This is a genomic window from Blautia sp. RTP21359st1_E11_RTP21359_211015 (assembly GCF_040910705.1).
GTDB lineage: Bacteria > Bacillota > Clostridia > Lachnospirales > Lachnospiraceae > Blautia_A > Blautia_A fusiformis.
In genome coordinates, this window is the sequence record NZ_JBDGAB010000037.1 from 1 (window position 1) to 26258 (window position 26258).

At 45.1% G+C, this 26258-nt stretch carries 25 protein-coding genes; 22 read left to right on the plus strand and 3 right to left on the minus strand.

The annotated features are described in order from the left end of the window. Positions 1 to 195 precede the first annotated feature (195 nt). From AB5026_RS12675 to AB5026_RS12690, 4 genes are all read left to right on the plus strand, one after another. Positions 196 to 852 (plus strand): TVP38/TMEM64 family protein, encoded by a 657-nt coding sequence (locus AB5026_RS12675; RefSeq protein ID WP_195566306.1) that lies wholly within the window; start codon positions 196 to 198, stop codon positions 850 to 852. Between the two features lie 78 nt (positions 853 to 930). Further along, positions 931 to 2217: a chloride channel protein gene (locus AB5026_RS12680; RefSeq protein ID WP_148446988.1), complete on the plus strand. Its 1287-nt coding sequence runs from the start codon at positions 931 to 933 to the stop codon at positions 2215 to 2217. Between the two features lie 147 nt (positions 2218 to 2364). Continuing rightward, a complete protein-coding gene (locus tag AB5026_RS12685; protein ID WP_021978076.1) occupies positions 2365 to 2568 on the plus strand; it encodes a hypothetical protein in 204 nt (67 codons plus the stop codon). 168 nt (positions 2569 to 2736) lie between these two features. Next, entirely contained in the window at positions 2737 to 3975 is a 1239-nt protein-coding gene (locus tag AB5026_RS12690) for an AGE family epimerase/isomerase (protein ID WP_368213422.1), read from the plus strand. A 177-nt stretch (positions 3976 to 4152) separates the two neighbouring features. Here the strand turns inward: AB5026_RS12690 and AB5026_RS12695 are convergent, their stop codons facing one another. Further along, complete coding sequence (locus AB5026_RS12695; RefSeq protein WP_368213423.1) at positions 4153 to 5904, minus strand: NFACT family protein; 1752 nt, start codon at positions 5902 to 5904, stop codon at positions 4153 to 4155. Between the two features lie 149 nt (positions 5905 to 6053). Between AB5026_RS12695 and AB5026_RS12700 the strand changes: the two genes are divergently transcribed. The 8 genes from AB5026_RS12700 (at position 6054) to AB5026_RS12735 (ending at position 13148) form a co-directional block, all read left to right on the plus strand. Next, positions 6054 to 6932: a YicC/YloC family endoribonuclease gene (locus AB5026_RS12700; protein WP_015525190.1), complete on the plus strand. Its 879-nt coding sequence runs from the start codon at positions 6054 to 6056 to the stop codon at positions 6930 to 6932. Between the two features lie 44 nt (positions 6933 to 6976). Further along, positions 6977 to 7249 (plus strand): extracellular matrix/biofilm biosynthesis regulator RemA family protein, encoded by a 273-nt coding sequence (locus AB5026_RS12705; RefSeq protein ID WP_148446984.1) that lies wholly within the window; start codon positions 6977 to 6979, stop codon positions 7247 to 7249. Beyond that, positions 7242 to 7862, plus strand: a complete 621-nt coding sequence (gmk, locus tag AB5026_RS12710) for a guanylate kinase (protein WP_148446983.1) — start codon at positions 7242 to 7244, stop codon at positions 7860 to 7862. The genes AB5026_RS12705 and gmk overlap by 8 nt, the downstream gene beginning before the upstream one ends. A 53-nt stretch (positions 7863 to 7915) precedes the next feature. Continuing rightward, positions 7916 to 8266, plus strand: a complete 351-nt coding sequence (gene rpoZ / locus AB5026_RS12715; RefSeq protein ID WP_148446982.1) for a DNA-directed RNA polymerase subunit omega — start codon at positions 7916 to 7918, stop codon at positions 8264 to 8266. A 4-nt stretch (positions 8267 to 8270) separates the two neighbouring features. Then, a complete protein-coding gene (gene rimO, locus AB5026_RS12720) occupies positions 8271 to 9608 on the plus strand; it encodes a 30S ribosomal protein S12 methylthiotransferase RimO (protein WP_148446981.1) in 1338 nt (445 codons plus the stop codon). Continuing rightward, entirely contained in the window at positions 9592 to 10131 is a 540-nt protein-coding gene (pgsA, locus tag AB5026_RS12725) for a CDP-diacylglycerol--glycerol-3-phosphate 3-phosphatidyltransferase (protein WP_148446980.1), read from the plus strand. Before rimO ends, pgsA begins: the two co-directional genes overlap by 17 nt. Before the next feature lie 31 nt (positions 10132 to 10162). Then, the gene (locus AB5026_RS12730) at positions 10163 to 11419 is read left to right on the plus strand and encodes a competence/damage-inducible protein A (RefSeq protein WP_173771513.1); all 1257 of its coding nucleotides are present in this window, start codon (positions 10163 to 10165) and stop codon (positions 11417 to 11419) included. 286 nt (positions 11420 to 11705) lie between these two features. Next, positions 11706 to 13148 carry an Ig-like domain-containing protein gene (locus AB5026_RS12735; RefSeq protein WP_148446978.1) on the plus strand — a complete coding sequence of 481 codons (1443 nt, stop codon included), beginning with the start codon at positions 11706 to 11708 and terminating at the stop codon, positions 13146 to 13148. Between the two features lie 96 nt (positions 13149 to 13244). Here AB5026_RS12735 and AB5026_RS12740 read toward each other — a convergent pair whose 3' ends face one another. Both AB5026_RS12740 and AB5026_RS12745 read right to left on the minus strand, forming a co-directional pair. Continuing rightward, complete coding sequence (locus AB5026_RS12740) at positions 13245 to 14075, minus strand: Cof-type HAD-IIB family hydrolase (protein WP_173771517.1); 831 nt, start codon at positions 14073 to 14075, stop codon at positions 13245 to 13247. Between the two features lie 88 nt (positions 14076 to 14163). Further along, a complete protein-coding gene (locus AB5026_RS12745) occupies positions 14164 to 15747 on the minus strand; it encodes a glucose-6-phosphate isomerase (RefSeq protein WP_173771519.1) in 1584 nt (527 codons plus the stop codon). A 314-nt stretch (positions 15748 to 16061) separates the two neighbouring features. On the opposite strand from AB5026_RS12745, the gene AB5026_RS12750 reads away from it, so the two are divergent. The 10 genes from AB5026_RS12750 to AB5026_RS12795 all read left to right on the plus strand — a co-directional run bounded on the left by AB5026_RS12750 (position 16062) and on the right by AB5026_RS12795 (position 26124). Next, positions 16062 to 17378, plus strand: coding sequence for a Na+/H+ antiporter NhaC family protein (locus AB5026_RS12750; protein WP_368213425.1), 1317 nt, complete (start codon positions 16062 to 16064; stop codon positions 17376 to 17378). After that, positions 17375 to 18076 (plus strand): DNA alkylation repair protein, encoded by a 702-nt coding sequence (locus AB5026_RS12755; RefSeq protein WP_368213426.1) that lies wholly within the window; start codon positions 17375 to 17377, stop codon positions 18074 to 18076. Before AB5026_RS12750 ends, AB5026_RS12755 begins: the two co-directional genes overlap by 4 nt. Positions 18077 to 18097: 21 nt before the next feature. Next, positions 18098 to 19546: a DNA/RNA helicase domain-containing protein gene (locus AB5026_RS12760; protein WP_368213427.1), complete on the plus strand. Its 1449-nt coding sequence runs from the start codon at positions 18098 to 18100 to the stop codon at positions 19544 to 19546. A 39-nt stretch (positions 19547 to 19585) separates the two neighbouring features. Beyond that, positions 19586 to 20512 (plus strand): AEC family transporter, encoded by a 927-nt coding sequence (locus AB5026_RS12765; protein WP_368213429.1) that lies wholly within the window; start codon positions 19586 to 19588, stop codon positions 20510 to 20512. Positions 20513 to 20534: 22 nt separating this feature from the next. Continuing rightward, positions 20535 to 20996, plus strand: coding sequence for an 8-oxo-dGTP diphosphatase (locus tag AB5026_RS12770; RefSeq protein ID WP_022427260.1), 462 nt, complete (start codon positions 20535 to 20537; stop codon positions 20994 to 20996). A 32-nt stretch (positions 20997 to 21028) separates the two neighbouring features. Then, the gene (locus AB5026_RS12775; RefSeq protein ID WP_368213438.1) at positions 21029 to 21301 is read left to right on the plus strand and encodes a hypothetical protein; all 273 of its coding nucleotides are present in this window, start codon (positions 21029 to 21031) and stop codon (positions 21299 to 21301) included. Next, complete coding sequence (locus tag AB5026_RS12780) at positions 21229 to 21795, plus strand: alpha/beta hydrolase (RefSeq protein ID WP_368213430.1); 567 nt, start codon at positions 21229 to 21231, stop codon at positions 21793 to 21795. The genes AB5026_RS12775 and AB5026_RS12780 overlap by 73 nt, the downstream gene beginning before the upstream one ends. A 559-nt stretch (positions 21796 to 22354) precedes the next feature. Next, on the plus strand, positions 22355 to 24226 hold the full coding sequence (locus tag AB5026_RS12785) for a TIGR03960 family B12-binding radical SAM protein (RefSeq protein WP_368213432.1): 1872 nt from the start codon (positions 22355 to 22357) through the stop codon (positions 24224 to 24226). Next, complete coding sequence (locus tag AB5026_RS12790) at positions 24201 to 24917, plus strand: TIGR03936 family radical SAM-associated protein (RefSeq protein ID WP_334292737.1); 717 nt, start codon at positions 24201 to 24203, stop codon at positions 24915 to 24917. Before AB5026_RS12785 ends, AB5026_RS12790 begins: the two co-directional genes overlap by 26 nt. Continuing rightward, the gene (locus AB5026_RS12795) at positions 24901 to 26124 is read left to right on the plus strand and encodes a ribonuclease E/G (RefSeq protein WP_110104102.1); all 1224 of its coding nucleotides are present in this window, start codon (positions 24901 to 24903) and stop codon (positions 26122 to 26124) included. Before AB5026_RS12790 ends, AB5026_RS12795 begins: the two co-directional genes overlap by 17 nt. Positions 26125 to 26258: the final 134 nt, after the last annotated feature.

Sequence of the window (26258 nt, forward strand, 5' to 3'; positions counted from 1 at the left end):
ATCTCTGTGCGAAATGTGACCGGTATGCTGAAAACTGGAAGCCGGTAGCAGAGGAAATGTGGAAGGAAGACCAGGAGAGAAAGGCAGCGAAGAAAGGCTGCTGATCCTGAAACTTAAAAAAGCAGAACTTATGAAAGAGCACGGTACCGGAAACAGGTGCCGGTGCTCTTTTTTTGAAAACGGAGGGATCAGACCATGAAAAAAATGATTGATAACATCAGAAAATATCTGCCGGCGGTGCTCCTTCTTTTGCTTCTCCTTTTCTGTATCCGTTATAGAGAGGATCTGTCTGTGGAAAGGATCTTAAGATATACACCGGAGGAACCTGTTAAGGCTGCATTACTTATGCTTGGGCTTTATGCAGTGAAAAGTGTCTCTTTTATATTTCCAATTGCGATCCTGCAGCTTGCTGTAGGGCATCTGTTTGCTACAGGAACAGCACTTCTGGTGAACTTTTTGGGAAGAGCAGTCACATTGGCACTTCCATATTGGATGGGACGCTTCTCAGGTGCATCCATGGTGGAAAGTCTTACAGCTAAATATCCGAAACTGAAAACAGTAGTAGATTACCAGAACGGAAATTCCCTGTATATTTCATTTTTTATGCGGACATTGAACTTTTTACCGGGAGATGCTGTGAGTCTGTTTCTCGGAGCAGAAAAGATCCCATTTGGAACCTATATGGCAGGTGGCGTGCTTGGAACGCTGCCGGGAGTTATTCTCGCTACAATATTTGGAGCAAATATCAAAAATCCGAAGTCTCCGGCATTCTGGCTCTCTGCAGTGCTTCTTGTGATGATCAGTGTGTTCTCGATCCTGATACACAGGCATATTTCCCGGAAGAAAAAATAACAGGGCTTTCTCTTCCTGCTTTTACTGAGAGGAAAAATGTAGTATAATGCAGACAGTAAAGAAAAGAAGGGAAGGAACATGGGGATCGATCATAACAAAAGATTAAAGGAACATTTATATTATTACGGTGCAAGAATCAGCCGGGATATCTCAAATCTGATCAAGTGGCTGGTTCTTGCTGTCATTACAGGATGTATCGTAGGTGCTGCCAGCACACTGTTTTCTTTTACGTTGAAGGCAGTGACCAGTTACCGGAAGGCGCATGAATGGATTTTTCTTTTGCTGCCATTATCCGGACTTGTCATTGTATTTTTGTATGAGAAGCTTGGAAAAGAGGATGGAGGGACCAATCAGGTTCTTTCTACCGTGCGTTCCAGAGATGATGTGCCGATCCTTTCTGCGCCTCTGATCTTTATCACAACGGCGCTGACTCATCTTACCGGTGGTTCTGCGGGACGTGAGGGAGCAGCGATCCAGCTTGGAGGAAGTATTGCCAACCAGCTTGGAAGATGGATCCATCTGGACGAGGAGGACCGTCATGTAATTGTCATGTGCGGCATGAGCGCGGCGTTTTCCGCATTGTTTGGAACACCGATGGCAGCGGCAGTTTTTGCGCTGGAAGTGGTCAGTGTGGGCGTGATGTATTATGCAGCACTGATGCCGTGTATGATCGCGTCATTGATCGCTTCCGGATTTGCAGCCGGAATGGGAGTCACACCGGAAAGTTTTCATGTGACGGATATTCCGGCACTGACTGTGGAAACTGGACTGAAAATGGGAGTGATCGCTCTGGGCTGTGCAGTTGTCAGCATTATGTTCTGTATTGCGCTGAATGGTGCAGCAGGACTTTATGGCAGATGGTTTAAGAATAAATATGTCAGGGTTGCAGTGGGCGCCTGCCTGGTCATTGTTGTCACCTTTATTCTGAGAACAGATGAATATATGGGCGCTGGTGCGGAGCTTATTGAAAAAGCGGTGGAAAACGGACAGGCGGATACTTTCGCCTTTTTCTGGAAAATGGTGCTTACAGCACTGACTATGCGCGCAGGATTCCGCGGGGGAGAGATCGTACCTTCTTTCTGCATTGGAGCTACCTTTGGCTGTGTGATGGGTAATCTTATGGGAATTTCTCCGTCGATCTGTGCAGCCTGCGGAATGGCAGCAGTTTTCTGCGGTGTGACCAACTGTCCGATCACTTCGATCCTGATCGCTTTTGAAATGTTTGGATTTAAGGGAGTATCCTTCTATCTGATCGCAGTATCTATCAGCTATGCAGCATCGGGATATTATGGCCTTTACAAGGATCAGACCATTGTGTACTCCAAATATAAAGCAAAATATGTGAACCGACATACCAGATTCTGATATAGAACGAAATGTAAAGGGGTGTGTATACTGGCATAATATCTTATGGAATACTGCATGGACATGGCTGGAAAATATCTGGACATCTGCGGAAATCTGATGTAATATATTAAACGTTAGTATTTACAGAAAGGCAGATTTTGAGGTATGGAAGAGAAGATTCTTGATTTTATCATGGAGTATGCACAGGAGAATGAGGGAGTTCCGTTTCAGGTGATCGAGGAGAATTTTAATATCGTTATGGATGATAAGCTGAAAGATATCATCAGCGATGCGATCTGGGACAGAGATAATGTTTCTGATGTGATCATAGAAAGTGACCGCTATGTGATCACCTGTTTTGAAGATTAATGAGGATATCTGTGACCGTTACGGTAATGGAATTAAGAAGTCTGAATATGAGGAGAATGCGTATATGGCATTCTCCTTTTTTCGTCAATCTGTCAAAAAGATCCAAAAGAATTGAAGTCCCCGAAAAAGAATGGTATCCTAAGGAAAAAAGCAGATGGGGTGGTTAAAATGAACAGCAAATATGAGATCAACACAAATGAAAACCGGGAATTCCTGAAAGCGTCCTGTGAGGATCTTCTGAATTTTGGACACAGGTTTCCTTCTCCAAATGGAGGTTCCTACTATCTGGGGGATGACGGAACACCATGGAAGGACAGAAACCGGGAAACCTGGATCACCTGCCGTATGGTACATGTATACAGCCTGGGACTGATGCTTGGCCACGAGGGAAGCGGAGAGCTTGTGGATGCGGCGCTGAAAGGCCTTAAGGGAGAACTTCACGATGACAAAAACGGTGGCTGGTATGCAGGAGTGACACCGGAGGGTGGCATTGTGCCGAACAAACAGTGTTATGCCCATGCATTTGTGATCCTGGCAGCTTCTTCCGCACTGACAGCAGGAAGGCCTGGGGCAAAAGAACTCCTTGAGGAGGCGCTGGATGTTTATGATCAGCATTTCTGGAATGAAGAGGAAGGACTGGCCTGCGATACCTGGAATACAGAATTTACCGTGCTGGACGATTACCGGGGATTAAATGCAAACATGCATACTGTGGAAGCTTTTTTGGCAGCAGGAGATGTCACCGGGGACAAAAAATATCACATCCGCGCAGGCAGGATCATTGACCATGTGATCCAGTGGGCAGAAGATAACTCCTGGAGGATCCCGGAACATTTTACGAGGGAATGGGTGGCAGATCTTGACTGCAACCGTGACCGTCCGGATGATCCGTTCAAGCCATATGGAGCGACACCGGGCCATGGAATCGAATGGGCAAGGCTGATCACACAGTGGACGCTTGCAAACTGTGGAGAAGAGAAAGAAAAACTGGAAAAACATCTTCAGGCAGCAGAAAACCTTTACACAACAGCAATAAAAGATGGCTGGAACGCAGATGGTGCACCGGGAATTGTATACACGACAGATTGGAATGGCAAACCGGTGGTACATGACCGTATGCACTGGACTCTTGCGGAAGCGATCAATACCTCTGCAGTTCTTTATCAGGTGACCGGTAAGAAGAAATATGCGAAAGATTATGCTGCGTTTATGAAGTACCTGGATGAAGTGGTCATGGATCACGAAAACGGCTCCTGGTTTCATCAGCTGGATGAGCAGAATCATCTGAAAGGAACCGTATGGCCCGGAAAATCCGATCTGTACCATGCACTGCAGTCTACACTGATCCCATATCATAAAGCAGATACGTCTATTGCACCGGCAGTGAAGAAAAAACTGGAGATCTGAACAAAATCGTTTTGCGATTTTTGTTCGTGAGCATGTAACGAAGCGGAGTGCGAATGTTCAATAAAAAAACCTTCCTGTGTTTACAGAAAAATTTCTCAGGACAGATACTTGCAGAGATACAGGTATCCGGTCTTGAAGAAATACGAGAACACAGGAAGGTTTTTTGTTGAATAGTTATTACTCCGTAACCTCTTTCAGATCCGAAATATCCGGAGAAGCCATGAGAGAATAATTGGTGTAATAAACAACGAAACCGGGTTTCGCACCGGCAGGTTTTTTCACATGCTTTTTCTGGATATAATCGATCTCTACCTTGGGAGCAGAGTGTCCTTTGGAGTACCAGGCTGCCAGGCGGCTTGCTTCTTCGAAGGTACGGTCCGGAAGTTCACCGTCTTTGGTGCGGACGATCACATGGGAACCAGCCATTTTCTTTGCATGGAACCACCAGTCATTTCCAGTTGCGAACTTGAAAGTCAGCTCATCATTCTGGAAATTGTTTTTTCCCACATAGATATCAAAACCGTCACTGGATATGTAGTGGAGCGGTTTGGATTTCGGCTGGGCTTTCTGGCCTTTTTTGTTTGTGTAGTGACGTTTGATATAGCCGTACTCAGTGAGCTCTTCCTTGATCTGGGAAAGGTCACTTTCAGATCTGGCGATATCCAGAGCATTGGAGATAGATTCCAGATGAGAGATCTCACTTTCCGTATCTGTGATCTGTTCTGTGACGGCTTCCTCTGTACGCTTCAGCTTTCCGTATTTATCAAAATATTTCTTGGAATTCTGTGCCGGAGTCAGTGTCGGGTCAAGAGGGATAGTGATCTCCTCGTTGGTGTAATAGTTCAGTGCCTTAAAGGATCTGCAGCCTTCCTCAAGCCCGTATCCGTAGGTGTTGATCAGTTCACCGTAGACCTTGAATTTATCTTTTTTTGCAGTATCATTCAGCTGCTTTTTCTGGATGTTGTATTTTTTTCGGTTACGTTCCAGAGCGGTCTGTACTACACGGCGAAGATCGGAGGATTTCTGGTGGATACGTGTCAGCAGACTTTTGGTAGCATAATAGGTCTCCAGCATAACAGAGACACTGTCAAAGATTTCGCTGCGGTATTCACTGCCAAACTGCTGATAAGGAAAGACACCGTATTCCACAGGCTCCTCTCCGCGGTAGACAATATTTGGGGTGAACTCTCTGTTCCGGATCTGTTCCATAAGGCGGAGAAAGGTATGATAAAGATGGGTGCAGGCTGCCTCATCCAGGGACTGCGATGCATCGCTTCCGTCAATGGATGCACGGTAGCAGATCTCCTCAGCCATTACCGGGCTCATACCTGTGAGTGAAGTGTAAAGCGCCTTGGAAATATTCACAGGCTTTTTACAGATGTGCTGTGTGAACTCCTCCTCGGAAACAGTCAGCGGATTTTCTTTATCCCTGGTATTGGGAATGAAATATTCTCTTCCGGGAAGAACCTCACGGACAGAGCTCATATGAGAAGAGACATGTTTGATGCTGTCCAGGATCATTCCCTTTTCGTCACAGAAGATGATGTTGCTGTGCTTGCCCATCAGCTCCATGATCAGACGCTTTCTGCAGGGATCCCCCAGCTCATTAAGATGCTCCAGCTCAAATTCCACCACACGCTCCATTCCAGGCTGCTTCACATCAAGGATACGGGCGCTTCCGATGTGCTTTCTGAGAAGCATGCAGAAGTTCGGTGCAGTTAAAGGACTGATACGGTTCTTATCTGTAAAATAGATCAGAGGAAGGGATGCGCTTGCACTTAAGAGAAGACGTTTCTGTCCATTTGCGCCCTTTCCTGTGATCAAAAGTTCATCGTTTTCCGGCTGGGCGATCTTATTGATACGTCCGCCTTTTAAATTATCATCGATCTCTGCCACGAGAGCAGAAACTGTAATTCCGTCAAATGCCATGATTTTACCTCCATTTCAACATCAATCATTATAACAGTAAAAAAAGAGTTTGACTAGGGTTTTGGAATGAACTATAATAAATCCGTATGCAATCAGTTACTGTATTTATCAGCAGCTGATAAACTTAAGAGGCAGTATTGGAGGATAACATGATAAAAAGTATGACCGGCTTTGGCAGGGCAGAAGCAGTTTCCAGAGAGCGTAAGGTTTCTGTTGAACTGAAATCCGTCAATCACAGATATCTGGATCTGAACATCAAAATGCCGAAAAGACTCAGCTATTTTGAGGGAGAGATCCGAAATGTGATGAAGACTTATATCCGCCGCGGCAAAGTCGATGTGTTCATCACCTATGAAGACTATACAATGGGCGGAATGGCTCTGAAATACAATGCAGAGCTGGCAAAGGAATATCTGGGCTATCTGAACCAGATGAGTGAGGAACTGGGGATCGAGAATGATATCCGTGTTTCCACACTTTCCAGATATCCGGATGTGTTTACAATGGAAGAGCAGGCTCCGGATGAGGAAGAGCTCTGGAATTTTCTGGAGGGTCCGCTTCATGAGGCCTGCCGGAAATTTGTGGAGACCCGCCAGCGTGAGGGTGCTAATCTGAAACAGGATCTTCTTGGGAAGCTGGACGGACTGGAAGCAAAGGTCGATGTAGTGGAAAAACGTTCTCCGGAAGTAGTGAAGGCTTATCGGGAGAAACTGGAAGCCAAGATGCACGAGCTACTTGAAGATAACCAGATCGATGATTCCAGGATCGCCGCAGAGGTGATACTTTTTTCAGATAAGATCTGCAATGATGAGGAGACGGTACGTCTTCGAAGCCACATCCACGGAATGAGAAAGATCCTGGACGAGAACGAGGGCGTGGGACGTAAGATGGATTTCATGGCACAGGAGATGAACCGTGAGGCGAACACTATCCTGTCTAAATCCAATGATCTTATTGTATCCAACGCGGCCATCGATCTGAAAACAGAGATCGAGAAGATCCGTGAGCAGATCCAGAATATCGAGTAATCGGACAGATAAAGACTGTACACAGACAGAAAAGGAGAGCGGAAATGGCGAAACTGATCAATGTAGGCTTTGGAAATGTTGTCAATTCACGCAAGATCGTGGCTGTGGTAAGTCCGGATGCCGCTCCTGTGAAGCGCATGATACAGAGTGTCAAGGGAACCCGCACCCTGATCGATGCCACACAGGGAAGAAAAACAAAAGCAGTGATCGTTACTTCCGATGATTATCTTGTGCTTTCCGCTTTGCAGCCGGAAACCATTGCCAAGAGATTTTCGGAAGCCTACGGAGAGGAAGAGAGGGAGGAAGGAAATGAGTAAGGGAATTTTAGTTGTTGTTTCTGGCTTTTCCGGTTCCGGAAAAGGCACCGTCATGAAACGGCTGATGGAGAAATATGACAATTATGCATTATCCGTTTCTGTTACCACCAGAAATCCAAGACCAGGAGAGAAAGACGGAGAGGCATATTTCTTCCGCACAAAAGAAGAATTTGAACAGCTGATCCGGGAAGACGGACTGATCGAATACGCACAGTATGTGGAGAATTATTACGGTACTCCTCGTAAATATGTGGAGGAACAGCTTGCAGCAGGAAAAGATGTGATCCTTGAGATCGAGATCCAGGGAGCCATGAAGATCCGTGAGAAATTCCCGGATACTCTGCTTGTATTTGTCTGCCCGCCATCTATGGAAGAGCTTAAAAACCGTCTGGTAGGCCGCGGAACAGAAACTCTGGATGTGATCAACGGACGTCTCAGAAGAGCCGTTGAAGAATCCAAGGGAATGGATAAATACGATTATCTCCTGATCAACGATGATCTGGAGGAATGTGTTGATACACTTCATGAAACCATCCGATGTGAGCGTATGCGCGCATCCAGAAACCATGATTTTGTATCCAGAATTCAGAAAGAAGCGGAAGCTTTTTTATAAATACCAATTAACAAGTTAAATACGGCCCTGCCGTTACAGAAGGGAGAAAAGATATGATACATCCATCTTATTCAGAATTAATTGAGGCTATCAACACAAATAACGAGGACGACGATGAGGCTCTCGTGCTGAACAGCCGTTATTCTCTTGTACTTGCAGCAAGCAAACGTGCACGTCAGCTGATTGCAGGAGCAGAGCCCCTTGTACCAGGTGCAGCAGGCAAGAAACCGCTTTCTGTTGCCATTGACGAGCTTTATAAAGGCAAAGTAAAGATCCTTCCGGGACAGGAAGAAGAGGAAGAGATCGAAGCTCTGGAAGCAGAGAAAGAGGCTCTTGAGGCAGCAGAAGGTGAGACCGCAGAGAACACTGAGACTGCAGAGACAGCTCAGACAGAAGCGGAGTAACTGTATGAAGATATTATTCATCTCTCTTGGCTGTGATAAAAACCTGGCAGACTCTGAGGAGATGCTGGGACTTCTCACAGCCAGAGGTCATGAGATCGTAGACGATGAGACACAGGCAGATGCCATTGTGATCAATACCTGCTGTTTTATCAAGGATGCCAAAGAAGAGAGTGTGGAAACCATTCTTGAGATGGCAGAATATAAGAAAACAGGAAGTTGCCATGCTCTGGTTGTTACCGGATGCATGGCACAGCGGTATCAGAAGGAGATCATCGAGGAGGTTCCGGAGGTAGATGCTGTCCTTGGAACTACATCTTACGGAGACATCGTAAAGGCGCTGGAAGAAGCAGTAGCCGGAAATCATTTCGAAGAGTTCCGTGATATTGATTATCTTCCGGATACAGGAAGCAAACGTGTCCTTACCACTGGCGGACATTTCGGTTATCTGAAGATCGCAGAAGGCTGTGACAAGCACTGTACCTACTGTATCATCCCGAAACTCCGTGGCAAGTTCCGAAGCGTTCCCATGGAGCGCCTCATTGCCCAGGCAGAGGATATGGCAGAGCAGGGTGTGAAGGAACTGATCCTGGTAGCACAGGAGACCACCGTTTACGGCAAAGATCTTTACGGCAAAAAATCTCTTCACATTCTTTTAAAGAAGCTCTGTGAGATCAAGGGTATCCGCTGGATCCGTGTTCTTTACTGCTATCCAGAGGAGATCTACGATGAGCTGATCGAGACTATCCGTGATGAGAAGAAGATCTGTCATTACCTGGATATTCCGATCCAGCATGCATCGGATCGCATTCTTAAGAGAATGGGTCGCCGTACTTCCAAACAGGAACTGATCGATATCGTCGGAAAACTCCGTAAGGAAATTCCGGATATCGTGTTGCGTACAACATTGATCACCGGATTCCCGGGAGAGACAGAAGAAGACCATGAAGAACTGAAAGAGTTCGTAGATGAGATGGAATTTGATCGTCTTGGTGTCTTCACTTACTCTCCGGAAGAGAATACCCCGGCAGCAGAGATGGCAGACCAGGTTCCGGAAGAAGTGAAAGAAGAACGCAGAGACGAACTGATGGAACTCCAGCAGGAGATCTCTTACGACAAAGGACAGGATCGTATCGGACAGGAACTTCTTGTCATGATCGAGGGAAAAGTTGCAGATGAAAGTGCCTATATCGGACGTACCTACGGGGATGCACCGAAAGTTGACGGATACATTTTCGTTCAGACAGGCGAACTGCTTATGACTGGTGATTTTGCGAAGGTACGTGTGACAGGTGCGCTTGAGTATGATTTGATAGGAGTGCTGAGCGATGAATACACCGAATAAACTGACAGTTGCAAGAATGATACTTGTACCGTTTCTTGTAGTTTTCTTGCTGACAGGATGGGGCGGAGAAGCCAACCGCTGGATCTGTCTTGCGATTTTTGTCGCAGCCAGTGTAACGGACTGGTTTGACGGCCACCTTGCCAGAAAATATAACCTGATAACCAATTTTGGAAAATTTATGGACCCTCTGGCAGACAAGCTTCTGGTATGTTCTGCTATGATCTGCATGATCGAGCTTGACAAACTTCCGGCATGGGTTGTGATCATCATCATCGGACGCGAGTTTATCATCAGCGGTTTCCGTCTGATCGCAGCGGAGAACGGAATTGTCATTGCCGCAAACTACTGGGGAAAATTCAAAACCGTTTCCCAGATGATCATGATCATACTTCTGATGCTGGATTTTGGAGGTATTTTTACAGTGCTGACACAGATATTTATCTGGCTGTCCGTTGCACTGACCATTATCTCCCTGCTGACTTATATCATGCAGAACAGAAAGGTCCTTTCCATGCAGGAGTAGGGATCGGAGTATACGAAAGGAGTTTCTTTCCATGATTACAGAACTGATATCCGTAGGAACCGAGATCCTTCTTGGAAATATCGTAAATACCAACAGTGCCTATCTTTCTGAAAAATGTGCTCTGCTTGGATTAAGTGTTTACTATCAGGATGTAGTAGGTGATAACGAAGGCCGTATGCGCGACGTGATCCGTACCGCACTGGACCGTTCTGATGTTGTGATCCTGACCGGAGGCCTTGGACCGACAGAGGATGATATCACCAAGGAAGTAACTGCTGATCTGATGGGAATGCCGTTAGTGGAAGATTCCCACTCAAAGAAACTGATCGATAAGTATCTGAAGGAATATGAAAAAAACAATCCTCAGAGACGTATCACAAAGAATAACTATAAACAGGCCATGGTTCCAAAGGGAGCCATTGTCCTGGATAACCATAACGGAACCGCACCGGGACTGATCCTTGAGAAAAAAGGAAAAACCGCCATCCTTCTTCCTGGGCCTCCAAATGAGATGAAGCCTATGTTTGAGGAGTACATTGTTCCGTATCTGCAGAAAAACCAGCCGGAGATCATTGTATCCCAGATGGTGAAGATCAGCGGGATCGGTGAGAGCCAGGTAGCAGAAGAGATCCAGGATCTGATCGAAAGTCAGACCAATCCTACCATTGCACCTTATGCCAAAACCGGTGAAGTGCATCTTCGTGTGACAGCAAGTGCAGAGGATGAAAAAGCCTGCAGAAAGCTGATCAAACCGGTTGTCAAAGAGTTAAAGAAACGTTTTGGTGAGAATGTGTTTGCAACCGATGAGAGTAAGACCCTGGAGGAAGCAGTGATCGATCTTCTGAAAGAAAAAGATCTAAAGCTTTCCCTGGCGGAGTCTTTGACCGGCGGTATGATCGCTCAGCGTATTGTCAATGTATCTGGTGCATCTGAGGTATTTGGTTACGGCTTCGTGACTTACAGTAACAAGGCCAAACATAAATGCCTGGGAGTGAAGAAGAGCACTCTGAAGGAGCAGGGGGCAGTTTCCGCCAAATGTGCCAGAGAAATGGCAAAGGGCGCCTGCAAAGCATCCGGAGCAGACATCAGTATTTCCGTGACGGGTCTGGCAGGACCGGGAGGCGGAACAAAGGAAACTCCGGTTGGTACTGTATTTATGGGCTGCTGCTATAAGGGCAAGGCTATTGCCAAAGAGTTCCACTTTACAGGAAACCGCATGCGGATCCGCGAGCAGACTACAGCGCATGCACTGGCGATGTTACGTGACTGTATCATTATGGGCAAATAGCGAATGCCTTTATCGGCCTGGTGTTACAGATCAACATAATATTTTTTTATAAATAGGACTGATTTTTGAACAGATGAAACTTTTGATTTCAAGTATCTGTATCAAAAATCAGTCCTGTTTTATTTTGGTTTCCTGACAATAAGCCCGGTATGGACGACGAAAGAATATAAATGTTTATAATGATACTATCATAAGTGCTAGTGTTTTTGTCAGGGATTTCCTCTAAAATGTGATTAAAGCAATATATGACGTAAATATACGTTTTACCGGAAAGGGGGAAATCAGAATGAAAAAGAAAAAAAATCTGTTATGTTTTATGCTGCTGATCAGTCTTGTTTTTACGATGGCATTTGGAAGTGTGACTGTCAGCGCCGCACCAAAACTGAACAGAACAAAAGTAACTCTTTTAAAAGGTGAGAAGACAACACTTAAGGTTACCGGAACCAGACAGAAGGTTGCCTGGAGATCTTCCAAAAAGAGCGTTGCAACCGTAAACAGCAAAGGCCAGGTGGTTGCAAAAAATAAAGGCTCCGCAACGATCTATGCAAAGGTAAGCAAAAAAACATACAAATGTGTTGTAAAGGTAGAGACACCAAAGCTCAGCAGGACATCGCTGACATTAACAGAAAAGAATTCCAGTGCCATTAAACTGACAGGAACAACTGTGAAGGTGAAATATTCTTCTTCTAATCCTAAGGTCGCACGTGTGGATTCCAAAGGAAAGATCACCGCAGTGAAAAAAGGAACGGCAGTGATCACAGCGAAGGCAAATACTAAGAAATTTAACTGTAAGGTTACAGTAAAAGCAGCGCAGAAACCGAAGCCGACACCTACACCGGTGCCGAAACCATCTTTAAGTGCCACCACCTTAAATATGAATAAAGGTGATGTGAGACAGCTTCAGGTAAAGAATTATAAAGAGATTCTTGTATGGACCAGTGATGATACATCTGTTGCAACTGTAGACAGTAAAGGCAAAGTAACGGCAGTGAATGTGGGAACAACAAAGATCCAGGTCCGGGATAAGAGTACCTGGCGAGGCAGCTGTACTGTCCACGTGACACAGACAGTAAAGAAACAGGTGGAGCCGGTTCTTACAAAAGGAACTAAATCTGCAAAAAAAGAGATCACCAATGATAAAGGACAGAAGGAAGTCATTGATGTAACGATAAATACCTATACTTACACCTTTACCACGATCCCGACCAATGCGGAGGAGCTGAAACAGTATGATATCACAACGGCAGACAGCCGCTATAAGACCATGGCTTTTCTGATCCTTGCATATCGTACCTGGACACCGACCAATCCGACGGACTGCGAGGAGATGATTTCTTATCTCAATAATAAAGAGATGACCCAGTATTACAAAAACTTTTTGAGGGATCGTATGAAAGCGGATAACGGATATAAATATCTTGGCAATTCTTACCTGAATGGAGCAACTCCGGCCAACAATTATACTCCGTCTAAACCGATTTCCATTACGTTAAGACAGGACACACTTCCGGGTAAAGGAAATTCCATCAGTGAAGATATCCCGTATTTTGAACCGACCCAGACCACTCCTGCGATCTACAGATCATTTACTGATTTTGCAGGCAGTGACAGTTCCAGATGGATCTGTACATATAAGCACTCCAAAACCGGAAAATGGTATATCTGGGATCAGTCCTGGCATGATCTTCTTACCAGGATCAAACAGCCGGCAGGAAACTATGAATATTGATCGAATGTGAATGTACCGCTATTCAATCCCATTCTAAAAAAGGAACCGACAGCGTAAAAACTGTCGGTTCCTTTTTGACATACATAATAGAATATCTCATCGGTGCAGTGCAAACTTTTCAATGGCGCATGCTACGCCGTCTTCGTCATTGGAAGCAGTAATATAATCGGCTGCTTCCTTCACCTGGGGCTGTGCATTAGCCATGGCTACGCCAAAACCAACTTCCCGGAGAAGATGGACATCGTTGTCGCCGTCTCCGCATGCCATGATGGATTCTCTTGGGATCCCCAGCATTTTGCCAAGAGCGACAAGAGCAGTTCCTTTGTTGACACCTGCGGCGTTGATCTCAATATTGTAGCTTAAAGAGCCTACCAGTTCCAGCTCTTTAAGTTCACTTAATTCCTTCCAGGCAGCGGCACGCTCGTCCATATTTGCAAAAAGTGCCTGGACTTTATCCATGTTTCTGTTTTCTTTTGCAATAACATCCCAGATATCCGGAACGGCGATACGGGTAGTGCGTACATAATTCCACATATTGGGATCGTGATGATATTTTCCCACATTGTCAAGTTTGGCAGCGTCCGCATATCCCTGGCCGTCAAAATAAATCTCACTTAATGTATCATATTTCTCAAAGATTCGGAGAGCTTTTTTGGCACTTTCCATGGGAAGAAGCTGTTCAATTAAGATTTTGTTGTGATCGGTATCCAGAACCCGGGCTCCATTGGAAGTTAAGGCATAGTGGATACCCGGAAAAGTACGAAGCTCTTCGGGAATGCCTGTAAAGGGGCGGCCGGTTGCCATAAGAACCAGGATACCTGCATTAATAGCCTCCGCAAGGACACGACGGGTATGGTCTGTAAGCTCTTTTTTGGTATTCAGAAGAGTGCCGTCCAGATCCAGGCCGATCATTTTTATCTGCTGCATGTTTATGAAATTCCTTTCCGTGATAGATAGAAAGACAGAAAAACCGTCCTGAAAGAAAAAGTTCTCCAGGACGGTAAAAATCTGTTTATCAGATGTTCAGAAGATCGCTATAAACTTTCAGTGCTCCGTCTGTGTCATGAGCAAGAACACGTTTTGCAAGAACTTTACCAAGCTGTACACCTTCCTGGTCAAAGCTGTTCAGGTTCCAGACAAAGCCCTGGAACATGATCTTGTTCTCAAAGTGTGCAAGAAGAGCACCCAGAGACTTCGGTGTAAGTTCCTCACCAACAATGATGCTGGAAGGACGTCCGCCCTTGAAGTTTTTGTTCAGGTTCTCATCTTCTTTTCCGCATGCAAAAGCAACGATCTGCGCTGCAACGTTTGCGCAAAGCTTCTGCTGGCTTGTGCTGTTCTCAATATCAACATCAACACCAAGCTGGCTCTTCTTAAAGCCGATGAACTGAAGCGGAACAACATTGGTTCCCTGATGGAGAAGCTGGTAGAAGGAATGCTGTCCGTTGGTTCCTGGCTCACCGAAGATCACCGGTCCGGTCACATAATCCACCGGCTCACCAAAGCGGTTTACGGATTTACCGTTAGACTCCATATCACACTGCTGAAGATGAGCAGGGAAGCGGCTTAATGCCTGGGAGTATGGTAAAACTGCTGTAGAAGGATATCCCTGTACGTTTCTCTCATAAATGCCGATCAGGGCATCCAGCATATCCGGGTTTTCAAGAATGTTCTTATTTGTTGCAAGTTTATCCTCCTCGGCAGCTCCGTCAAGGATGTCTGCGAATACTTCCGGTCCGAATGCAAGGGAAAGGATCGCTCCGCCTACGCCGGAAACTGAAGAGTAACGTCCGCCGATATAGTCGTCCATGAAAATAGCGGTAAGGTACTCATCACTCTTTGCAAGAGGAGAGGTCTCACTGGTTACAGCAAGCATATGTCTGGACGGGTTCAGGCCCGCTTTTGTAAGGGCGTCTTTTACGAATGCCTCGTTTGTCAGAGTTTCAAGTGTTGTACCGGATTTGGATACAACGATGAAAAGAGAGTGAGCAAGATCTACAGATGCAAGAACAGCAGCTGCATCATCCGGGTCAACGTTGCTGATGAATTTTGCTTCCATCTTGAAGGTGTTGTTTGCCTTTGCCCAGTTCTCAAGTGCGATATATAATGCACGCGGTCCCAGGTCACTTCCGCCGATACCGATCTGTACAACAGTAGTAAATTTCTCACCGGCTTCGTTTGTGATCTCTCCTGCATGTACTTTGTTTGCAAAATCTGCAGCTTTCTTCTGCTGAGCTACATAGAATTCTCGCTTGTCTACACCGTCAACAACAACAGGATCACCAAGCTGTGTACGTGCAAGATGATGAAGGACCATACGTTTTTCACCTGTGTTGATCACTGCGCCGTTGTATAATTCCTGGAATTTCTCAATCAGTTCTGCTTCATCAGCCAGTTTGGAAAGTGCGTCAAGAACGGTCTCGTCCACTTCCTTAGCTGCGTAATTGTAAGCCAGACCTGCTGCCATCGGTACGCTGTACTTCTTTACACGTTCTGCACCCTGCTCGCCGGACATTGCCTCTGCAATGTTCACGTGATCTTTCAGACCGTTAAGTGTGCTGTAAGAAGCAAGAGTGTCCAGATTTTTCCATGTTGCCATAATCATATTCCTCCTTTAATGACTGTGATCAGAGATATCACCATAAATCCTTCGGATATCTTTTTCACAATTGTCTACAGCCAATTATACTGAAAAAAGCTCCGGATTTCAACGGAAGGAATGATTTAATTAATGAAAATCTTGTTAAATAAGGTAAAAAATATTAGAGATAACAGGATCGTGCCGGAAATATGAAGAAGTTTCCGTCAGCAGCAGGACAGGAATAGGGAAATATGATATGATAGAAAACAGATCACCCGGAGAAAAAAGCCGGGAATATAATAAGTGATGAAGGGAATTGTTTTATGGAGGAAATGAAGAAAAAAGGAAATGTGATCGCACTGCTGCCTATCGGTGTTTTTCTGGTCCTGTATCTGGGACTGGGAATATTGTTCGAGTATGTGATGGAGATCCCCATGGGATTTTATAATGTACCGATCGTTGTGGCTTTTCTGGTTGCGATCCTGGTGGCATGTGTTCAGAACAGAATGATCAGCTTTGACAGAAAGCTGGAGCTTATGGCAAAAGGAGTAGGAGATAAAAATATCATCACCATGCTTCTGATCTTTCTGACAGCAGGCTCTTTTGTGGGCGTTGTGGGGCGCAGCAGTGCAGAAAGTGTGGCCTACTGCATGCTTTCTCTGATACCTGCACGTTTTTCCGTTGCGGTACTGTTTGTAGTTGCCTGCTTTGTTTCTGTGGCGATGGGAACCTCCGTTGGGACTATCACGCTTCTTACCCCTATTGCGGTAGCGGTTTCCAAAGCCTCCGGTTTTGATATGGCATTTTGTGTGGCGTCGGTGATGGGAGGAGCCATGTTCGGTGACAACCTTTCTTTTATTTCTGATACCACGATCGCGGCCTGCAACGGTCAGGGCTGTCAGATGAAGGATAAATTCCGGGAAAATTTCTGGATCGCATTTCCAGCAGCTGTTGTTACACTGATCCTGATCCTTATCCTGTCTTTTCAGACAGAGATTCAGGGAAGAGTGGTACAGGATTATCATCTTATACAGATCTTTCCATATGTTCTGGTGCTGATCGGCGGGATCATCGGCATCAATGTATTTGTGGTACTTCTGATCGGAATTATCTCCGGCGCATTTATCATGCTTCTTGGAGGACATATCACACCGGTGGAGCTTCTGACCAATATAGGCTCCGGTGTTTCCGGAATGTTCGAGACCTGTATGGTGGCTATCCTTGTAGCAGCCATGTGTGCGCTGATCCGGGAGCATGGAGGCTTTGAAGCACTGCTTTCTGGAATACAGAGAGTTTTTAAAGGGAAAAAAGGCGGACTTCTTGGTATGGGACTTCTGGTTGGAGCTATGGATATCGCAACAGCCAATAATACGGTGGCCATTGTTATGGCCAACCCCATTGCAAAGGAAATGGCGCTGGAATATAAGATCACTTCCAGAAAGACAGCTTCTATCCTGGATACATTTTCCTGTATTTTCCAGGGGGTGATCCCATATGGAGCCCAGATGCTGGTTGCCATTTCTGCGGCAAAGGAACTGGGATTTGAGCTTTCTGCTTTTCAGATCATGCCGAAACTGTTTTACCCCATGCTTCTGCTTGTGAGTTCTCTGATCGCGATCTTTGGTATAAAAGGCGGGGATAATAAATGAATCAGGAAGAGATGATCCGGGATGTCCGGAAAAGACTGTTTGAAATGCAGGATACAGGATATCGGGATTTTCATGCAAGGCTGGTTCCGACTGTGGAGAAAGAAAAGATCATCGGTATCCGGACACCGATACTCCGGAAATTTGCAAAAGAATTTGGAAAAACAGAAAGATCCGAAATGTTCCTGAAGGTTCTTCCTCATCAGTATTATGAGGAAAATAATCTCCATGGCCTGCTGATCGAGCAGATCAGAGATTATGATAAATGTCTGGGAGAACTGGAGTGTTTTCTTCCGCATATTGATAACTGGGCGACCTGTGATCTGCTGACGCTCCATATGATGAAAAAACACCGTGATATATTTATCCGGGAGATTTATCGCTGGATGGAGTCGGATAAGCCGTATATCATCCGGTTCGGGATCAGTATGCTGATGCGCTATTATCTGGACGAAGGATTTAAATCGGAATATCCGGAGAAAGTGGCAGCGATCCGCTCGGAAGAATATTATGTAAATATGATGCGAGCCTGGTATTTTGCTACAGCACTGGCAAAACAGTATGAGAAGATTCTTCCATTCCTGGAAGAGCAGAGAATGGATATCTGGACTCATAACAAGACGATCCAGAAATCCATTGAAAGCTACCGGATCACACAAGAACAGAAGAATCATCTCAGGACACTGCGGATAAAGAAATAAACAGCAGGTAAGGGTTGGAATATGAAGGCAATATCGATCTATGCACTTACAAGAAATCAGAATATGGAATGTGTCCAGAAGCTGGAACGCCAGCTTTCCGGCAGAGATTTTTTTCTCAGGATCAAAGAATGGGAACTGGAAAGTATGAAAGCACTGGTGAAGCAACTGGAACTGCATATGGAGGAAGTGTATAAGCTGCGCTTTTTCTATTCGTTTCAGATCCCGAAGCTTGGAAAGGAGTTCGATCTTCTTCAGATCAAAGATGACCAGATCGTGAATATTGAACTGAAAAGCGGCATTGTGTCGGACGAGGCTATCCGGAGACAGCTGATCCAGAACCGGTATTATCTGTCTGTTTTTGGAAAACCGATCCTGTCGTATACCTATATCAGCAGTGAAGATCATCTGGTGAGACTGACCAATCACGATCACATTGTGGAGGGGGACTGGAAACAGCTATGTATTGCATTGGGGAAAGAAAGCCCGGACTATGAGGGAGATATCGAGGATCTGTTTCAGGCAGAGCTTTATCTGATCTCTCCGCTGACAGAACCGGAGCGTTTTCTCAAAAAAGAGTATTTCCTTACTTCCCAGCAGAGAGATATTGAACGGCAGATTCTGAAGAGAATACGTGGAGAAAGAGGAGGATATTTCTGGTTCAGCGGACTTCCAGGAACCGGAAAAACATTGTTGCTTTATGATATTGCGATGAAGTTGTCCGTGCGCCAGAGAGTCTGTATCATTCACTGTGGAGAGGCGGGAAAAGAATGGAAGATTCTTCATGAACGTCTGCGGCGGATAGATTTTCTGGCAGATACTCAGCTGGACGGAACGACGGATCTTGGCTGTTACAGCAGCATTCTGGTAGATGAAGCACATCTTCTGTCCCTGGAAAAATTATCGGTTCTGCTTACATGGAGTGAGCACAGGCCGGTGATCTTTTCCAGTGATTCCGAGGATGTGATCTCACCGGAAGAGATGGATCGTAGCATTGTGGAAAGCCTGGGAAATCTGCCGGAGATCCAGAAATTCCATCTGACAAACCGGATCCGTACCAATGCGGAACTTTCCTCTTTTATCCAGAACATGATGCACCTGCCGGAAAAAAGAAGCCCCAGATGGTATCCGCATATTGCAGTGGTGTATGCCAATAATGACCGCGAGGTGGAAAATTTTCTGAATGATTTTGCGGGACAGGGATATCAGCAGCGGATGCCAGAGGGTTCTGGACAGCTTGGTATCCAGGCAGTGAGAGATGCGGAGAAGATCGTTGTATTCCTGGATGAACAGTATTATTACGACGAAAAAGGATATTTAAGATCCAGGTGCTCCGCGGAAAAATATTCCAGTGTACGAAAACTTTTTCATCTTTTGAATCAGGCGAAAGAGAGCCTGGCTCTGGTGGTGAGAGAGAATATGGCGGTATATGAAGTGATGATGGAGATTTTGCAGATGCACAGAAACAGATAAAAACAAAAGATTAAAGACAATGGAGAGGAAGACAGAGAGATGGAAGTTTTGGAGATTGTTTTGCCTGTACTGGCGATGATCATTCTTGGAATCCTGTGCAGAAAATGGAAACTTTTAGATCAGAGTGGTGTCAATAACATGAAAACACTGGTAACAAATATTATGCTTCCTGTGGCAATTTTTCATGCACTGGCAACAGCAGAGTACAGTGGAAAGATCGGAATTCTGGTTCTGATCATGTTTGTGATGCTCTTGATTTCATTTGGGGCAGGATTCTGGATGAAAAGATTTATGGACGAGCCATATAAGAAATATCTTCCGTTTCTGGTCTGTATCTATGAAGGTGGAATGATGGCTTACCCGTTGTATACAAGTCTTTGTGGCAGCGAAAATCTTTCACAGATTGCAGTGCTGGATATTGCGGGACTTCTTTTTGGATTCAGTGTGTATATGGGAATGCTGGGACAGACGGAAAACGGGGAAAAGATCAATGCAAAAAGCCTGTTTTACAGTGCATTGCGAATTCCTGCTTTTATAGGAACGGTTCTTGGAATTATTGCGGGACTGACACGAATGATCACCCGGCTTCTGGACAGTCCTTTTGGCAATTGTTATCTCAGTGTGGAGAATATTCTGACAACGGCCATTACGCCGATTATTCTTATTGTAGTTGGGTACAGTATGGAACTTGCGCCGGAACTTATCAGTCCCTGCCTCAAAACCATATTGCTGAGAGTCCTTTTGCAGGCAGTGATGATTGCGGGAGTTCTCATGGCAGTAAAATATTTGGTAGGAGGTTCCAGGCTTCTGAACCTGGCGGTTATTACATATATGTCCTCGCCTGCTACATTCAGTATGCAGACTTTTCTGAGAAAGAAAGAGAGCAGTGCTTATGCATCCACAACAAATTCTCTGTATTGTGTGGTCTCAATCCTGGTTTATATCACACTGGCAGTGGCAGGATGATGGAACTGAAAGAAGGGATCAAATGACGACAACGACATTATGTTATATAGAAAACGATGATAAATTCCTGATGCTTCACAGAGTAAAAAAACAGGATGATATGAATGAGGGCAAATGGATCGGCGTTGGCGGGCATGTGGAAAGTCAGGAAACTCCGGAAGAATGCCTTGTTCGTGAGGTGAAAGAGGAAACAGGGCTGACACTTACCTCCTATAAGTTCCGTGGCCTGGTGACATTTATAAACAGTGAATGCGAATCAGAACTTATGTGTGTGTTCACGGCCGATGAATATACAGGAGAACTGATTGAATGTGATGAGGGAGAACTTTGCTGGGTTGACAAAGCCATGGTGCCGAATCTTCCGGCATGGGAGGGGGATCAGGTATTTCTTGATTTGCTCCTTTCAGGAGAAAAACGCTTTTTTTCTGTAAAATTGCAGTATGAAGGTGACAGACTTGTAGAGAAGAAAATTCATTTGTATTAATAGTAGATTGTTTCATAGCTGGAGGGGAAATCATGTTTAATAAAATGATTGCACAGCAAACCGCAAAAAAAGAAAAACTTCTTGATAATTTTCTGAAAAAACATGAAGCGGAATATCCGTTTCCGGAAGATGTGGAACTCATTTGTGACATTGACTATATGGGAGATGGAAAGCCCTGTCATTTCATGGATATTTACCGTCCCCGAAAAATTATGAAGGAAAACTTCCAGTCATGTTTAACCTGCACGGAGGCGGTTTTCTCCTTAGGAAAAAAGAAGAGGGCCATTTGTTCTGTGCAGAAATGAGTCAGAGAGTTTTTTTGGTGTTCTCATTTGAATATCCGCTTGCACCGGAAGCGTTGTTTCCGCAGATTCTTAAGGATCTGATGACAGGAATGGGAAATGCAAAGAGATATTTTGAAACCTATGATGGTGACGGAGAACATATTTGTATGACAGGAACCAGTGCGGGGGCGAGCCTGTGCGTATATCTGGCCGCTATGTTAAAAAGTCCTGAATTGGCAAAGGCTTTTCAGGTTGTTCCAAATGATCTGAAAATTCGGGCGCTGGGTCTGGCAAGTGGAATGTATTATACAACCAAACCGGACAGTATAGGGATTTTTCTTCCCTCCTATATTTACGGGAAACACTGGAAAAAGAGTTCGTTTTATCCATATATAAATCCGGAAAACAAAGAAATTATCCGAAACCTGCCACCGTCATTTCTGGTCACAGCTTATGGAGATACTCTTCGAAATTACAGCAGACAGTATGCAAAAGCGATAAAAAAACCGGTGTGATCTGTCATCTTGAAGATTATGAGGTGGACAAAAAACTTCCGCATGCTTTTAGTACAACTTTTCCTGAAATGGAGGAAAGTAAACGTGCAAATACGCAGATGGTGGAATTTCTTCTTAAATACTGATGAAATGCCAGGAAACCTTACTGGAGTCCGGATCCGGATTATTCTCCCTGCACAAGGATGCAATCGCTATATACAGTTAAGAACACAATTTTCTTGAAATCCTAACCATAGATGATTATAATAGGGAGAAGGTATGTCAATTTTGTGCTATTAGTGATATTTGGCATTGCATTGTATTTTAATATACAAAATGCCATTTTTCTTTACGATAAGTTCGCGAAAATCCGCAGGATATTAACTGTTTGAGGGTAATGATAACCGTTGTTGGCAAGTTGAAAAAATGTCCATTTTTGACCAAACGGGGTTTTGGGCACCATTTTATAGCAACTTTTTACACAAGAATTGGCTTACAAATATAAACATTTTTGATGTTTCACTGAATTTTATATCTTTAAATTCTTTGTGAAATATTACTAATTTTAGAAAGGAATAGAATGAGAAAATTAGCATTAAGTGATGAAATTTTGCTCAAAGTTGATAAAGCTGCCCGCTATATTGGCGGCGAAGTCAACTCTGTAATGAAAGATAAAAATGAGGTAGAAATTCGTTTTGCAATGTGCTTCCCGGATGTCTACGAAATCGGCATGTCCAACCTCGGTATGATGATCCTCTACAACATGTTCAACCAGCGTGAGGATGTTTGGTGTGAGCGCCTTTTTTCTCCGTGGCCGGATCTGGATAAAGTGATGAGGGAACAGAATATCCCGTTATTTGCACTGGAGTCCCAGGAGCCGATCCGTGATTTTGATTTTCTTGGTATTACTCTTGGTTATGAAATGTGTTATACCAATATCCTCCAGGTACTGGATCTCAGTGGTATCCCGCTGAAAAGCGCAGACCGTGGTGAGGATTTCCCTATTGTGATCGGTGGCGGTGCCTGTGCGTATAATCCGGAGCCGCTGGCACCTTTTTTTGATATGTTTTATATCGGAGAAGGGGAAACGGTTTATGATGCACTTTTTGATGCATACAAGGCCAATAAAAAGGCTGGCGGCAGCAGGAGAGATTTTCTTCTGGCAGCAGCTAAGATTCCTGGAATTTATGTTCCGTCTCTCTATGAAGTTACCTATAAAGAAGATGGTACGATCGCATCCTTTGCACCGACGGTGGATGATGTTCCTGAGAAGGTTCAGAAACAGCTGATCATTGATATGGAAAAGGAATATCGTGCTGTGGAGGCACCGGTCGTTCCTCACATTAAGGCAACACAGGATCGTGTAACTCTTGAGATCCAGAGAGGATGCATTCGAGGCTGTCGTTTCTGCCAGGCAGGTATGATCTATCGTCCGACCCGTGAACGTGATGTGGAGACTTTGAAGGAATCGGCGCGTATCATGCTGAAAAATACAGGACACGAAGAGATTTCCCTTAGTTCCTTAAGCTCCAGTGACTATTCCCAGCTGAAAGAACTGGTGAACTTCCTGATCAAAGAGTTTCATGGAAAGGCTGTTAATATTTCCTTACCATCTCTCAGGATCGATGCGTTTGCGCTGGATGTTATGAGCAAAGTGCAGGATGTAAAGAAAAGCAGCCTGACTTTTGCTCCGGAGGCCGGTTCTCAGCGACTTCGTGACGTTATCAACAAAGGTCTGACAGAGGAAGTGATCCTCCATGGTGCGGGCGAAGCATTCAAGGGTGGCTGGAATCAGGTGAAGCTTTACTTTATGCTCGGTCTTCCCACAGAAACAGAAGACGATATGAAGGGAATTGCTCATCTGGCACAGAAGATCGCAGAGACCTATTATGAGGTAGTTCCGAAAGAACAGCGTAAAGGTAAGGTACAGATCAACGTCAGCACATCTTTCTTTGTGCCGAAGCCGTTTACCCCATTTCAGTGGGCACCAATGTATACAGAGCAGGATTTTGTGGAAAAAGCCAAGGTGGTTAAAAATGAAGTCCGCGCCCAGCTGAATCAGAGGAGTATCCGTTATAACTGGCATGAACCGGATGTAACAGCTCTGGAAGGATTTCTCGCACGCGGGGACAGACGATGCGCGGATGTGATCCTGAAGGCTTATGAAAAAGGTGCCCTTTACGATGCCTGGACAGAAAATTTTGATTATGATATCTGGAAGGAAGCTATGGCTGAATGCGGAGTGGATATGACATTCTACACACTTCGTGAAAGAAGCCTGGATGAGATCCTTCCATGGGATTTCATTGATACCGGTGTCAGCCGCAGATTCCTGGAGCGTGAATGGCAGCGTGCAAAAGAGGGTATTGTGACGGAAAACTGCCGTCAGAAATGTTCCGCATGTGGAGCTATGAAATTTAAAGGAGGTGTCTGCCTTGAAGGTAAGAATTAAATTCAGCAAAGAGGGTCCTATGAAGTTTGTGGGACATCTGGATACCATGCGTTATTTCCAGAAAGCGCTTCGTCGTGCAGAGCTCCCGGTAGCGTTTTCCGGTGGATACAGCCCGCATATGATCATGTCTTTTGCGGTTCCACTTGGAGTGGGGATGGAGAGTCTCGGAGATTATTTTGACCTGGAAATGGCAGAAGATATGCCTACTGCAGAGATCGCAGCCCGTCTGGAGGAACAGATGGCAGAGGGGATGCATATCGTTAGCGTCCGCAAGGTAGAGGATGGAAAAGCGGGTAAAGCGATGGCACTGGTGGCAGCAGCAGATTATCTTGTGGAGTTCCGTCCGGGCAAAGAGCCTTCTATTGACTGGAAAAGCCGTGTGAAAGAATTTCTGGCACAGCCGGAGATCAAAGTGACCAAGCAGACCAAGCGTAGCGAAAAGGAGATCGATCTTCGTCCGAATATCTATAAAATGGAAGTAAGAGAGAATGGGTTCTTTTATATGCTGGCATCTGCAAGCTCTAATTATACGAAGCCGGAGATGGTAACAAACACCTTTTTCCACTGGATTGGAGAAGAACTTCCGGAATTTGCCTTCACAGTGAAACGTCTGGAAATGTATGCCGATAAAGGAGAAAATGCAAGCCCACGTTTTGTGACTCTGGAATCATTAGGTGAGGAAATTGAGTAAACTGATCATAACAAGAATGGAGATCCATGGTGTGCCCTGTACAGTAGCGGCTCTTTCGGAGGAGGAACGGATCGTTGAGATCCGACTGGAATCCGATCAGGAAAAATCCATTCTTGGAAATATATACACCGGACAGGTCGAAAATATCGCATCCAATATCCAGGCGGCTTTTGTGCAGATCGAGCCTGGAAAGAGATGCTACTATTCTCTTGCAGAGGCACAGAGAGCTGTTTTTTCCGCAGGAAGAAAAGGAAACGGACCATTGCGGCCTGGAGATGAGCTCCTGGTACAGGTGAGCAGGGATGCCATGAAGGGAAAACTTCCGGCACTGACATCCAATCTGAATTTTACGGGAAGATATCTTGTTCTCACTACAGGAGATAAAAAGTTTGGTCTGTCTTCCAAGCTGGCACTGGAAGATCGCCATCGCCTCAGCGGATGGCTGAAAGAGGAAGCAGAGCGTCCGGATAAGGAATTCGGTATCATTGTCCGGACCAATGCCGCAGACGCTTCCAAAGAAGAGATCCTGAAGGAACTGGAGTGGCTGAAGGGCCGCTACCATAAAGCCGTAGTTCAGGGACGGAACCGTACCTGTTTCAGTCTTGTACTGGAGACAGAACCATTTTATGTGGCTGCTGTAAGGGATGCTTATGGTCGTGACTTGGATGAGATCATTACCGATGTGCCGGAAATCAGAGAAATGATCCTAGGATATCTGGAAGAGATCAGCCCGGAGCTTAAAGAAAAGCTTCGTTTTTATCAGGACAAACTTCTTCCGCTTTATAAGCTGTATCGCGTGGAAACCGCACTGGATGCGATCCAGAAAGAAAAAGTATGGTTGAACAGCGGCGGATTTCTGGTGATCCAGCAGACGGAGGCCTTTGTATCCATTGATGTAAACAGTGGAAAATATATCGGAAAGAAGAAAATGGAAGAAACCTTCCGTAAGATCAATCTGGAAGCGGCAGCGGAGATCGGCCGGCAGTTGCGGCTGCGTAATCTTTCAGGTATTATCCTGATCGATTTTATCAACATGGAAAATCCGGATCACAGAGATGAACTCTTTCATGTTTTACAGAAGCTTCTCAGAAAGGATCCGATAAAGAGCAGGGCCATTGATATCACACCATTGCATATCCTGGAAATGACCAGAAAGAAAGTAAGACGTCCGGTGATCGAGGACATTCGTGAGCTTACAAAAAAATAATAAAAATATCAAAAAAACTATTGACATAACAGTATGTCACTGTTATGATAATTGAGTATGCCGCACAAAGAGGTTAAAGAGCTTCAGTTTCAGAACAGGAGCCACCGAATTTGGCGAGTAAATAATTAGGAGGT

What these genes read in the sequence shown, in the direction of transcription:
- AB5026_RS12680 (WP_148446988.1), top strand. Translation starts at nt 931, where the DNA reads ATGGGGATCGATCATAACAAAAGATTAAAGGAACATTTATATTATTAC.
- gmk (WP_148446983.1), top strand. Translation starts at nt 7,242, where the DNA reads ATGAGTAAGGGAATTTTAGTTGTTGTTTCTGGCTTTTCCGGTTCCGGA.
- AB5026_RS12780 (WP_368213430.1), top strand. Translation starts at nt 21,229, where the DNA reads ATGTTTAACCTGCACGGAGGCGGTTTTCTCCTTAGGAAAAAAGAAGAG.
- AB5026_RS12705 (WP_148446984.1), top strand. Translation starts at nt 6,977, where the DNA reads ATGGCGAAACTGATCAATGTAGGCTTTGGAAATGTTGTCAATTCACGC.
- AB5026_RS12750 (WP_368213425.1), top strand. Translation starts at nt 16,062, where the DNA reads ATGAAGAAAAAAGGAAATGTGATCGCACTGCTGCCTATCGGTGTTTTT.
- AB5026_RS12730 (WP_173771513.1), top strand. Translation starts at nt 10,163, where the DNA reads ATGATTACAGAACTGATATCCGTAGGAACCGAGATCCTTCTTGGAAAT.
- AB5026_RS12690 (WP_368213422.1), top strand. Translation starts at nt 2,737, where the DNA reads ATGAACAGCAAATATGAGATCAACACAAATGAAAACCGGGAATTCCTG.
- AB5026_RS12675 (WP_195566306.1), top strand. Translation starts at nt 196, where the DNA reads ATGAAAAAAATGATTGATAACATCAGAAAATATCTGCCGGCGGTGCTC.
- AB5026_RS12685 (WP_021978076.1), top strand. Translation starts at nt 2,365, where the DNA reads ATGGAAGAGAAGATTCTTGATTTTATCATGGAGTATGCACAGGAGAAT.
- AB5026_RS12745 (WP_173771519.1), bottom strand. Translation starts at nt 15,747, where the DNA reads ATGGCAACATGGAAAAATCTGGACACTCTTGCTTCTTACAGCACACTT.
- AB5026_RS12700 (WP_015525190.1), top strand. Translation starts at nt 6,054, where the DNA reads ATGATAAAAAGTATGACCGGCTTTGGCAGGGCAGAAGCAGTTTCCAGA.
- AB5026_RS12740 (WP_173771517.1), bottom strand. Translation starts at nt 14,075, where the DNA reads ATGCAGCAGATAAAAATGATCGGCCTGGATCTGGACGGCACTCTTCTG.
- AB5026_RS12775 (WP_368213438.1), top strand. Translation starts at nt 21,029, where the DNA reads ATGTTTAATAAAATGATTGCACAGCAAACCGCAAAAAAAGAAAAACTT.
- AB5026_RS12760 (WP_368213427.1), top strand. Translation starts at nt 18,098, where the DNA reads ATGAAGGCAATATCGATCTATGCACTTACAAGAAATCAGAATATGGAA.
- AB5026_RS12695 (WP_368213423.1), bottom strand. Translation starts at nt 5,904, where the DNA reads ATGGCATTTGACGGAATTACAGTTTCTGCTCTCGTGGCAGAGATCGAT.
- AB5026_RS12785 (WP_368213432.1), top strand. Translation starts at nt 22,355, where the DNA reads ATGAGAAAATTAGCATTAAGTGATGAAATTTTGCTCAAAGTTGATAAA.
- rpoZ (WP_148446982.1), top strand. Translation starts at nt 7,916, where the DNA reads ATGATACATCCATCTTATTCAGAATTAATTGAGGCTATCAACACAAAT.
- pgsA (WP_148446980.1), top strand. Translation starts at nt 9,592, where the DNA reads ATGAATACACCGAATAAACTGACAGTTGCAAGAATGATACTTGTACCG.
- AB5026_RS12765 (WP_368213429.1), top strand. Translation starts at nt 19,586, where the DNA reads ATGGAAGTTTTGGAGATTGTTTTGCCTGTACTGGCGATGATCATTCTT.
- AB5026_RS12770 (WP_022427260.1), top strand. Translation starts at nt 20,535, where the DNA reads ATGACGACAACGACATTATGTTATATAGAAAACGATGATAAATTCCTG.
- AB5026_RS12755 (WP_368213426.1), top strand. Translation starts at nt 17,375, where the DNA reads ATGAATCAGGAAGAGATGATCCGGGATGTCCGGAAAAGACTGTTTGAA.
- AB5026_RS12735 (WP_148446978.1), top strand. Translation starts at nt 11,706, where the DNA reads ATGAAAAAGAAAAAAAATCTGTTATGTTTTATGCTGCTGATCAGTCTT.
- rimO (WP_148446981.1), top strand. Translation starts at nt 8,271, where the DNA reads ATGAAGATATTATTCATCTCTCTTGGCTGTGATAAAAACCTGGCAGAC.